The sequence below is a fragment of the Pseudovibrio sp. W74 genome, assembly GCF_001623085.1.
In the GTDB taxonomy this organism is placed as follows: Bacteria; Pseudomonadota; Alphaproteobacteria; order Rhizobiales; family Stappiaceae; genus Pseudovibrio.
The window spans coordinates 89516-100061 of the sequence record NZ_LMCJ01000057.1; the positions used below are offsets into that span (position 1 = coordinate 89516).

The window sequence follows — 10546 nt, forward strand, 5'->3', positions numbered from 1 at the left end:
TTCTGATCAATCAATAATCAGGGGAATGGATTGGGGAGGCATAGAAAAAAGCCCGGCGTCTTTTGCAAGAGCCGGGCTGTAAGTTTTTCCAAAAAACGCGTTGTTACGCGAGTTCTGGTTCCACCTTGGTTGGTTCTGGAGCCACCCATTTTAGGATTGGTTTACGCGCAGCCGCTGTTTCATCCAGACGACGGCGCGGAGCCAGGAACGGAGCACCTTCGAAGCGATCTTTTTCGCCTGCTTTTGCACTCATCACCAGATCGCGCATGGTTGCGACGAACAGGTCCAGAGAAGCGCGGCTTTCGCTTTCGGTTGGTTCAATCAACATTGCACCACTTACGACCAGTGGGAAGTACATGGTCATTGGGTGGTAGCCTTCGTCGATCATCGCTTTTGCGAAGTCGAGCGTGGAGACGCCAGTGTCATTTAAGAAGCTGTCATCAAACAGAACTTCGTGCATGCATGGCTTCACGCCGAATGGCAGGGTCATCAGGTCCTGCAGGCCAACGCGGACGTAGTTGGCGTTCAGCACAGCATCTTCAGATGCCTGCTTCAGGCCATCAGAGCCGTGAGACTGCATGTAAGACAGTGCGCGTACATACATACCCATCTGACCGAAGAATGCGGTCATACGGCCAAATGGCTGTTCGCCGTCCTTCAGCTGATCGGTTGTCTCAACAATTTCCAGCTCATCTCCGTTTTTGCGGATGAATGGAAGCGGTGCATATGGTGCCAGACGATCAGACAGAACAACCGGACCAGAACCCGGGCCACCTCCGCCGTGCGGCGTGGAGAAGGTTTTGTGCAGGTTGATGTGCATGGCGTCAATGCCAAGATCACCCGGTTTTGCCTTGCCAACAATCGCGTTGAAGTTTGCGCCATCGCAGTAGAAGTAGCCACCAGCTTCATGGATTGCGTTTGCAATCTCAATCACTTCTGGCTCAAACAGCCCACAGGTGTTTGGGTTGGTGAGCATAAGCGCTGCCACCTGACCTGCGTGGGCTTCGATCTTTTCGATCACAGCTTCCACGGCCACTGTGCCGTCTTCACGAGCTGGAATGGAGACAACTTTGTAGCCAACCAGAGCAGCGGTTGCCGGGTTGGTGCCGTGCGCACTTTCCGGAACCAGAACGATGGAACGTTCTTCGCCTTTGGCTGCAATTGCGTGCTTGATAGACATCATGCCGCACTGCTCACCGTGAGCACCAGCTTTCGGGCTCATGGCCACAGCGTTGGTGCCGGTGAGTTCCATCAGCCAGTCAGCCAGTTCAGAGATCAGCTCGAAAGCGCCCGGAACTGTAGAGATTGGCTGCAGCGGGTGAATGTCAGCAAAGCCCGGCAGACGCGCCACCTTTTCGTTGAGGCGCGGGTTATGCTTCATGGTGCAGGAACCCAGTGGGTACAGGCCTGAATCAATTGCATAGTTGTTGCGGGACATGCGGACGTAGTGGCGCATGGTTTCCGGTTCGGACAGAGCTGGAAGCTCTACTGGCTCATTACGCATGTGGTTGCCGAGACGTGGAACGAAGTCCATTGGCTCGTCAAGGTCCACACCGCAGTTGTCCATGTGGCCGATCTCAAAGATGAGCGGCTCTTCCATGTCCAATGCTTTGTTGCCCGTAAAGGTCTGGTGCGGCATTGGGGGGCCAGCTTCACCAGCGCGTGTTGGACGTCCTTTATGGCTCATAGTCATGCCAGCACCTCCTTCAGAGCCTGCGCGTAGGCTGCACGGTCCTCATCGGTGTTCACTTCTGTGCTTGCAACAACGATCAGGTTGTCGATATCACCACCGGATTTGTCCAGACGGCAAACAGGAACACCGCCCAGAACGCCCTTTGCAGCAAGAGCTTCAATCACGTCATGTGCATTCTTTGGCGTGCGAATTGTGAACTCGTTGAAGTACGCGGAGTTCAGCACTTCAACACCCTCAACCGCAGAAAGAGCATCTGCCAGTGCAACTGCGCTCATGTGGTTGATGCGAGCAAGGCGTGCAAGGCCTTTGCCGCCCAACAAGGTCATGTGGATGGTGAACGCCAAGGAACACAGACCGGAGTTGGTGCAGATGTTGGAAGTCGCTTTGTCACGACGGATGTGCTGCTCACGGGTGGAGAGGGTTAACACGAAACCGCGCTTGCCTTCTGCATCCGTTGTTTCACCACAAACACGACCCGGCATGTTGCGGATGTACTTCTGGCGGGTTGCAAACAGACCAACGTAAGGGCCACCGAAGGTGAGCGGGTTACCGATGGACTGGCCTTCGCCAACCACGATGTCCGCGCCCTGAGCACCTGGGCTTTCCAGAAGGCCGAGGGAAACAACTTCAGTGAACACTGCGATCAACAGAGCTTTGTGCTTGTGCGCTTTTTCTGCAATCGGCTTCAGATCGATCAGCTGACCGTAGAAGGACGGAGACTGAACCACCACACAGGAGGTTTCGTCGTCGATCTGTGCCAGAATATCTTCTGTACCAGTTGGGTCTGCCGGCAGGGCCGCAACAGATGCACCAGGCAGTTTTGCAGAAACACCTTCAACCACTTCACGGTACTGCGGATGCAAGCCACCGGAAAGAATCGCTTTTTTCTTGCGGGTTACACGGTGCGCCATCAACACAGCTTCAGCTGTGCCGGTAGATCCATCGTACATGGACGCGTTGGCGACTTCCATTCCAGTCAGGTTTGCCACCTGTGTCTGGAATTCGAAGAGTGCCTGAAGCGTGCCCTGTGTGATTTCTGGCTGATACGGGGTGTAGCTTGTCAGAAATTCAGAACGCTGGATCAGATGATCAACCGTTGCTGGCACGTGGTGTTTGTACGCCCCTGCCCCAACGAAGAACGGTAGAGATCCGGCACTGACATTCTTGTTCGCCATTGCACTGAGCTGGCGCTCAACTTGCATTTCGGTCTTGCGACGCGGCAAGGTTGTCAGTTCTTCAAGGCGAACGGCCTCTGGGATATCGGCAAACAGCTCATCGATTGAGTCTACGCCGATACGCGCCAGCATGTCGGCGCGGTCGTTGTCTGAAAGCGGAAGATACCGCATGTTCTCTCTCCATCAGATTGTCTGATGCACATTGCAGCAAAAGCGAACAGGGCTTCTGCCATTTCCTGCCATGCGGCTGTCGTGCATGGCAGGTGATGAACGGCTTCTGGCTTATTGCGTATTCTTATTCCGAAAACCGGTCGGGCTTTTCGGGAGTACGCTTTGCCTTAAAGCGTTTCTACAAATGCTTTGTAGTCAGCTTCGCTCATCAGGGCTTCTAGCTGTGCAGCATTCCCGAGCTTCATTTTGAAGAACCATGCAGCGCCTTCTGGGTCTTCATTCACTTTTGCAGGCTCATCAACGAGCAGTTCGTTGCCTTCAACGATCTCACCATCGAGCGGCGCATATACTTCAGATGCAGCTTTCACGGATTCCACAACAGCAACTTCATCGTCCTGATCGACGGTTTTGCCGTTTTCTGGCAGTTCGACGAACACAACATCGCCCAGCTGGCTCTGTGCGAACTCAGTGATACCGACGGTTACTACGTCTCCCTCAACCTTCAGCCACTCGTGGTCTTTTGTGAAATATGTGCTCATTTAAGCGTTCCCTACACTGTCGTTTGTCGATTGAAATGTGATTGGGGCAGCCCGCTGCCCTCACCGGAATTATTTTGGTTTGCGGTAGTAGCGCTGCGCTACAAACGGCATCTCAGCAACCTTAGCAGGAAGCGCGCGGCCACGGACCACAAGCTCTAATTCTGTGCCAATTTCTGCCAGATTGGACGGGACATAGCCCATCGCAACTGGTGCGCCGAGAGTTGGCCCATAACCGCCAGATGTGACGCGGCCAATAATTTCTTCTGTACCCGGGACGCGGATTTCTGCGCCTTCACGTGCTGGTGCACGGCCTTCAAGCAGCAAGCCTACACGGAGATTTTCGGTGCCTTCAGCCAGCTGTTTCAGCACACGTTCACCACCTGGGAAATCACCTGCTTCTTTACGGCGCTTCTGCATGCAGAAGGTGATATTGCCTTCAACAGGTGTGGTGTTTTCGTCGATGTCGTGACCATAAAGGCAAAGACCTGCTTCAAGACGCAGGCTGTCACGAGCGCCAAGCCCGATGGATTCAACGCGCTCATCTGCGAGCAGCGCTTTTGCAACTGCTTCAGCAGCGCCAGCAGGAATGGAAATCTCATAGCCGTCTTCGCCAGTGTAACCAGAGCGGGAGGCGATAACGGAGATGCCGTCAAATTCCAGAGGACGCGCTTCCATGAAGCCCATTTCTGCAGCTTCTGGTGCGTGCAGCGCCATCACTTCAGCAGCTTTTGGACCTTGGATTGCGATCAATGCGCGATCTTCAACGATCTCAAGCTTTACGTTTTCTGGAAGGGCTGCTGCGATGATTTTATAGTCGTTGTCTTTACATGCAGCATTTACGACGAGCATGAGGCGACCATCATCTTCGCTCGCCAGAGGGCGAGAGACCATGAGGTCATCAATGATGCAGCCGTTGTCGTTGAGCAGAACGGTGTAACGCTGTTTGCCCGGCTTCAGTTCCTTCATGTTGGAAGGAACAAGTGTTTCCAGAGCAGCAGCAGTGGTTGCGTGGTCTGGGCCTACGAGCCAAGCCTGCCCCATGTGAGACACATCAAAGAGGCCTGCGCTTTCACGTGTGAAGAGGTGTTCTTTCATCACGCCAAGCGGGAACTGCACTGGCATATCATAACCAGCGAACGGCACCATTTTAGCGCCAAGCTCTACATGAAGATCGAAAAGCGGTGTTTTTAGCAGGTCTGCAGCTTCAGCCATATGGTCCCCTCAGACAGTGGCGTACACATCAACGACCATTCCAAAGTCGCGGAATGATCGAGTACGCCCCCTCTGTCTCGAGAACCTGAGAGATTTCCCACGCTGGCAGCTACAAAAACCAGAATGGTTACTCCTTCGGTGAGAGCCTTAACATGCGATCCAGCAGGATTGCGTGCTCGGCACTGCTTTCCAGAGTGTTGCTTACTGTGCGGTCCTTTTGCCTGAGAGTTTCCGGGGCGGTTGCTCCTTCGGCGATAACCCAATGGGTGGCTTATTCTCTCCCGCACAGCTCTATCACGCGCCAGCCCTCCTCAGACCGGCGAATGTATTCCCCCTGAACGACTGCAACGTGTCATTCAAGAAGGCTGGCGCGACACTATGACGCCAAGCTGTAATCACTTACTAACCTATTTTTTACTTTTCGTCGAATCCAAAGACAACATTTTGTCCCGGTTCATTCGGAAGGATAATATTTTCTTCCACAAATGCCCATGTCGCAGACGGCGATCCGGCCCCTAAAGTGACAGGAACGCTGAAGAGTTTGGAGTAGATTGTTTTTTCTCCGCCATCCACACCTTGTGTGACTGCTACACGCACAGGAAGCAAAATTTCGCCGCCTTTCCAGGTTGGACCGGGTGTAATGTTGCCAGCGATGCCTAATTTCATCGCGGAATTCTGACCGGACTTTTTACAAGTACGCGCCCAATCCCTGATGATGGCCTGATAGCTCAGATTCTCAGGCGTCTTTTCTTTTCCGCGCGGGTACACCGTCAGGATGGTTGTTCCTGAAAGCTCCTGCAAAGCGGGGCATAAGGCTGGCGCCTGAAGAACGGACAGATCAAAGGTCTTCTCAGTTGCAGGCGGGTTTGTAGAGGAAGCTTCCAGCTCGTTGTCCGATGACATAAAGCTGCCGCAACCTGCCAGTGAAGCACCAAGTGCTGCCAGAAGAATTGCCCGGCCTGTGTTTTTGAGCAGTGATTTTGCCAATAAATTGCCCACCATACGAATCCCAAATTTACCTGCAGTTTTTGTTTCTATATCAGCCACAAACGCAAATGGCGAGATACATCAGGCACCTGAAACACAGTAGAGGAAGCTGACAGGCTGAATATTGGAGAAAATCAGCCCTTGATGCCCGATTAAAAACTCTTTTTCTTGACAGAGGCAGTCAACATCCTTCAATTGCTCAAAGTCAAAACTCAGGAATACATCATGCAGGTTACGCCGACCACAAAGGCACCGATCAAAATTCTTCTTTGCGCTCCACGTGGCTTTTGTGCCGGTGTTGATCGCGCGATCCAGATCGTCGACCTCGCTCTCGAGAAATACGGTGCTCCTGTTTATGTGCGCCACGAGATCGTTCACAATAAGTATGTGGTTGAATCTCTGCGCAACAAAGGTGCTGTTTTTGTTGAGGAATTAGATGAGATACCGGTAGACGACCGTCCCGTTATTTTTTCTGCACACGGTGTACCGAAATCTGTACCAGAGGCTGCGCGACTGCGTAATCTGTTCTTCCTTGATGCCACCTGTCCGCTGGTTTCCAAGGTGCACAAAGAAGCTATTTTGCATGACAGGCGTGAGCGCGAAATTCTGCTAATCGGTCATAAAGGCCATCCAGAAGTTGTTGGCACCATGGGTCAGCTGCCGCGTGGACGTGTTTCTCTTATTGAGACAGCAGAGGATGCTCGCCAGTTTAAACCGAAGACCGACCGGCAATTGGCATGGATTTCTCAAACGACTCTTTCTGTTGATGACACAGAAGAGATTGTCAAAATTCTTGAAGAACGCTTCCCAACCATTGCGAAGCCGCACAAGGATGACATCTGCTACGCAACAACCAATCGCCAGCATGCTGTGAAGGAAATTGCACCAAAGTGCGATGCCATGATTGTTGTTGGTGCACCAAACTCCTCCAACTCCAAGCGCTTGCGCGAAGTTGGTGAGAGAGCAGGTTGTGACAAGGCTTTCCTCATTCAGCGAGCCTCCGAGATCTTCTGGGATGATTTTGAAGGTGCAAAAACAATCGGCATCACCGCCGGTGCGTCTGCCCCTGAAATCCTTGTTGAAGAAATTGTTGAATCCTTCCGTGAGCATTATGATGTGACACTGGAAACCGTTACAACTGCTGAAGAAGACATTTCATTCAATTTACCGAAAGAGTTACGGACCGCTGCCGCGCCTAGCGGAACAAGTCCGGCTGAATAGTTATGGCTGTATATACCGATGTTTCCGATGAAGAGCTGGGCGCTTTCATCGACCGTTTCAACATTGGCAATTTGCTCTCTTACAAGGGCATTGCTGAAGGTGTCGAGAACTCCAACTATCTGGTTCATACGGAGACGGGTTATTACATCCTGACGCTCTACGAAAAACGCGTTAATCCTGATGATTTGCCGTTTTTTCTGGGACTGATGCAGCATCTTGCCAGTAATGGCCTGAACTGCCCTACTCCGCTTATTGACCGTGATGATCAGATGCTTGGCGAGCTTGCGGGACGTCCTGCGGCCATGGTTACCTTCCTTGATGGTATGTGGGTTCGTAAGCCTCAACTGGTGCATTGCGCAGAGCTGGGTAAAGGCATGGCGCGGATGCATCTGGCAGGCGCTGACTTTGAGATCAAGCGACCAAACTCTCTGAGTGTTGATGGTTGGGCTCCTTTACTAGATGCCAGCCGTGAGCGCGCGCATGAAGTGAAGGTTGGCCTTGCAGAAGAGCTGACTGCGGAACTGGATGAGCTACAGGCACTGTGGCCGAAAGAACTGCCAAACGGTGTTATTCATGCTGACCTATTCCCGGACAATGTGTTTTATCTGGGCAAAGAACTTTCCGGTCTGATCGACTTCTACTTTGCTTGTAATGATGCCTTTGCCTATGACGTGGCAATCTGCATCAACGCCTGGTGCTTTGAACCGGATGGCATGTTCAACGTCACGAAAGCACGGGCATTGCTGGAAGGTTATCGCAGTGTGCGCCCGTTCAGCGAGCTTGAATTCGACAACCTGCCTTTGCTGTGTCGTGGTGCAGCGCTGCGCTTCCTGCTGACCCGTCTTTACGACTGGCTGTCGGTGCCGGAAGGTGCGCTTGTTGTTCCGAAAGATCCACTTGAATACCTGCATAAACTCAGGTTCCATCGTGGCGTATCCAATGCGAGTGCATACGGGCTGGATAAATGACCGATACCAAACGTGTTGAGACATGGACTGATGGAGCTTGCTCCGGCAACCCGGGACCTGGCGGCTGGGGCGTGCTGCTGCGCTTTGGCGAGCATGAGAAAGAATTGTGCGGCGGCGAGCCTGATACGACCAACAACCGCATGGAGTTGATGGCAGCCATTCAGGCTCTTGATTCCCTGAAGCGCTCTTGTGCCGTCGATCTTTATACCGACAGTTCCTATGTGAAAAACGGCATTACGCAGTGGATGCATAACTGGAAGCGCAAGGGCTGGCGGACTGCTTCCAACTCACCCGTTAAAAACGCTGATTTATGGCAACTGCTGGATACGGCAGCACAACGGCATGATGTTGCATGGCACTGGATCAAAGGTCATGCCGGGCACGAAGAAAACGAACGTGCTGATGAGCTTGCCCGCAAGGGTATGAAACCCTTTCAGAAATCCAAGTAAGTCGGGAAGGCAAGGTCAGGTTTATGGAAAACCAGCTTCCCCACTCTCGGCCGGAAGAGGCGAAAAAGAAATCACGCAAAGCCAAGCGTGTGCTTATTCTTGCCAATCCGACTGCGACATCTTTCCGTTTTCAAAACATCACAGAGATTGTGCAGTGCCTTGAAGACGCCGGGATGAAGGTGGAGCTGAAACTCACCAGCCGTGCAAGCGAGATTGCTGAGACTTGCACGGACCCTGACCTAAGCACGGATATTCTGGCTGTTGCTGGTGGGGATGCCTCTGTGAGTGAGGCTGCTTCTGCTTTGTTGGGGCGCGGAATGAAACCGCATCTGGCGATTATTCCGTTGGGCACCGCAAATGTGCTTGCTCATGAGCTGGGTGTGCCGAGTACGCCGCAAGAGATTGCCAAGACCATCATCGCAGGCAAGACGAAGAAACTGCACAATGGTTTTGCCAATGGACGCCCGTTCTTCCTTTCCACATCAACCGGCTTTGATGCAGAAGTGGTGCATGTTGTACCACTACGTCTGAAGCGACGTTACGGTCGGTTTGCTTATCTCTTCATTGCGGCTCAGCTTGCATTTTCGCGCCGCAAAGGCAGCTTTAAAGTGCGGGCAGACGATGAAGAGCTGCAGTGCGCGATGGCCTTGATCACCAATGGCCGCTACTACGCTGGTAAACACCTCGTGGTGCCTGATGCGTCCATTCTGGAGAAGAAACTGCATCTACTGGTCTTCAAAGAGGACGGGGTGTGGGCGCTCTTCAAATACGCATGCCGCTTACTTACTGGCAGCGTCGCAAAATCCCGTAATGTTGAGTGCAAGGCAATCAGAACTGCCCGCATAGATGCCTATCGCGCAGCGGCAGTTCAAATCGACGGAGAGCCATTTGGCGGCACACCGCTTGAGGTTTCTGTTGGCGACTGTGAATTGACGATTATTTCTGGAAAATAGAACAGCTCTTCCCTTTGATAATCCACTTGATGATTACAGCCTCAAATTTACGTAGTGCTTCCCGCAGGTTACAGTCAACCTGTACGCTCAACATATTTAGAGCCGAATTTTCTCATTTTCCTTCATGATATGAATAGCTTAGGCTGAGACGATAGGCCGCTCGCACGTTAACATCTGCGCAATATATAATTGATAATGCGTACATCAGTTTTCCAAACTAATGATTCTAGTTATCGTATATTGATGTAAGGGCCGGCGGTCTCATGATACCTCGTCCGAAACTTTTAGAAATAGAAAACCGGGACTATAAACGGCATGCCTGTCATTGGCCCGCTGTTCTGCTTACGGATAATTTCAACCGATCCTGCGTGATTGAGGACATCAGCAACGGTGGTTGTCGGCTGCTGATCAATACCGGAAAGCTCGTGTCCGGTGACATGGTGAAAATTCAGGTGCCAGCCCGTAAACTTTCCTTCAGCGGCAAGGTCGTCTGGCTGCATTGCGAAGAAGCCGGTATCAAGTTCACTTCCAAGCCTGCCAAACTCTGACATGTGGCAGGCATTGCAACAAGTTACTTTGGCTTTGGATAGGGTAGCGGGCCGCTAAAACCCACAGCAGCCTTCCAAGTGCGGATGCTATGGCTTTTGTGCTTCACCGCCGCCTTCAGGTAACTCTTGTTTCTGCCGATCCCCATCGGATAGCGCTTGTTTTGCTGCGCCTCGTAGGCTGCACTTTGGCTGCTACACACCCGTTTACGCATATTTTCGGGCTGACGTTGGAGGTCGTTTGCAATTTCATTCAGCTGCAGACCATTGGGGGTCAGTTCACCAGTCATTGCCTCAGTCAGGAGTTTAGCTGCTCTTTCGCTGCGCTCCCGCCCCGTCGTTGCACCAAGAACAACAGCCATAAAGCGCTGCCCGCCATGATCTGTAAGTGCAACGATATTGCGGCCAGATGAACAGACAAAACCAGTCTTCATGCCGACTGTGCCCGGCAATCTTGTCAGCAACTCATTGTAAGATTTGATTTCGGCACCATCAATGAGCACTTTTGATGTGGCGAACACATCCCGGTATTGAGGGAAGCGCAGATAAACTTCGCTCGCCAAAATGGCCAGATCACGTGCGGATGTTTGCTGAGCGGGTTCGAACAAGCCGTTGGCATTAACAAAGTGGCTT

At 52.3% G+C, this 10546-nt stretch carries 10 protein-coding genes, 1 pseudogene and 1 riboswitch; of the genes and pseudogenes, 5 read left to right on the forward strand and 6 right to left on the reverse strand.

Features of this window, described 5'->3' with window-relative positions; translation table 11 throughout:
• Positions 1 to 103 precede the first annotated feature (103 nt).
• From gcvPB to PsW74_RS23390, 5 genes are all read right to left on the reverse strand, one after another.
• Positions 104 to 1693, reverse strand: a complete 1590-nt coding sequence (gcvPB, locus tag PsW74_RS23370) for an aminomethyl-transferring glycine dehydrogenase subunit GcvPB (RefSeq protein ID WP_063287220.1) — start codon at positions 1691 to 1693, stop codon at positions 104 to 106.
• Positions 1690 to 3039 carry an aminomethyl-transferring glycine dehydrogenase subunit GcvPA gene (gcvPA, locus tag PsW74_RS23375; protein ID WP_063287219.1) on the reverse strand — a complete coding sequence of 450 codons (1350 nt, stop codon included), beginning with the start codon at positions 3037 to 3039 and terminating at the stop codon, positions 1690 to 1692. Before gcvPA ends, gcvPB begins: the two co-directional genes overlap by 4 nt.
• Before the next feature lie 167 nt (positions 3040 to 3206).
• Complete coding sequence (gcvH, locus tag PsW74_RS23380) at positions 3207 to 3578, reverse strand: glycine cleavage system protein GcvH (protein WP_057462902.1); 372 nt, start codon at positions 3576 to 3578, stop codon at positions 3207 to 3209.
• Positions 3579 to 3647: 69 nt separating this feature from the next.
• A complete protein-coding gene (gcvT, locus tag PsW74_RS23385) occupies positions 3648 to 4790 on the reverse strand; it encodes a glycine cleavage system aminomethyltransferase GcvT (RefSeq protein ID WP_063287218.1) in 1143 nt (380 codons plus the stop codon).
• A 199-nt stretch (positions 4791 to 4989) separates the two neighbouring features.
• Positions 4990 to 5084, reverse strand: a riboswitch (glycine riboswitch).
• Between the two features lie 120 nt (positions 5085 to 5204).
• Positions 5205 to 5792: a hypothetical protein gene (locus PsW74_RS23390; RefSeq protein ID WP_057462917.1), complete on the reverse strand. Its 588-nt coding sequence runs from the start codon at positions 5790 to 5792 to the stop codon at positions 5205 to 5207.
• A 210-nt stretch (positions 5793 to 6002) separates the two neighbouring features.
• Here PsW74_RS23390 and ispH point away from each other — a divergent pair, with 210 nt between their 5' ends.
• The 5 genes from ispH to PsW74_RS28520 all read left to right on the forward strand — a co-directional run bounded on the left by ispH (position 6003) and on the right by PsW74_RS28520 (position 9916).
• Positions 6003 to 6998, forward strand: a complete 996-nt coding sequence (gene ispH / locus PsW74_RS23395; RefSeq protein WP_193757735.1) for a 4-hydroxy-3-methylbut-2-enyl diphosphate reductase — start codon at positions 6003 to 6005, stop codon at positions 6996 to 6998.
• A gap of 2 nt (positions 6999 to 7000) precedes the next feature.
• A complete protein-coding gene (locus PsW74_RS23400; protein ID WP_063287216.1) occupies positions 7001 to 7966 on the forward strand; it encodes a homoserine kinase in 966 nt (321 codons plus the stop codon).
• Positions 7963 to 8415 carry a ribonuclease HI gene (rnhA, locus tag PsW74_RS23405; protein WP_057462906.1) on the forward strand — a complete coding sequence of 151 codons (453 nt, stop codon included), beginning with the start codon at positions 7963 to 7965 and terminating at the stop codon, positions 8413 to 8415. Before PsW74_RS23400 ends, rnhA begins: the two co-directional genes overlap by 4 nt.
• Before the next feature lie 23 nt (positions 8416 to 8438).
• Positions 8439 to 9368 carry a YegS/Rv2252/BmrU family lipid kinase gene (locus PsW74_RS23410; RefSeq protein ID WP_063287215.1) on the forward strand — a complete coding sequence of 310 codons (930 nt, stop codon included), beginning with the start codon at positions 8439 to 8441 and terminating at the stop codon, positions 9366 to 9368.
• Positions 9369 to 9631: 263 nt separating this feature from the next.
• The gene (locus PsW74_RS28520; protein WP_082826818.1) at positions 9632 to 9916 is read left to right on the forward strand and encodes a PilZ domain-containing protein; all 285 of its coding nucleotides are present in this window, start codon (positions 9632 to 9634) and stop codon (positions 9914 to 9916) included.
• A gap of 23 nt (positions 9917 to 9939) precedes the next feature.
• Here PsW74_RS28520 and PsW74_RS29490 read toward each other — a convergent pair.
• Positions 9940 to 10546: pseudogene (locus tag PsW74_RS29490) on the reverse strand (D-alanyl-D-alanine carboxypeptidase); the annotation flags it as partial.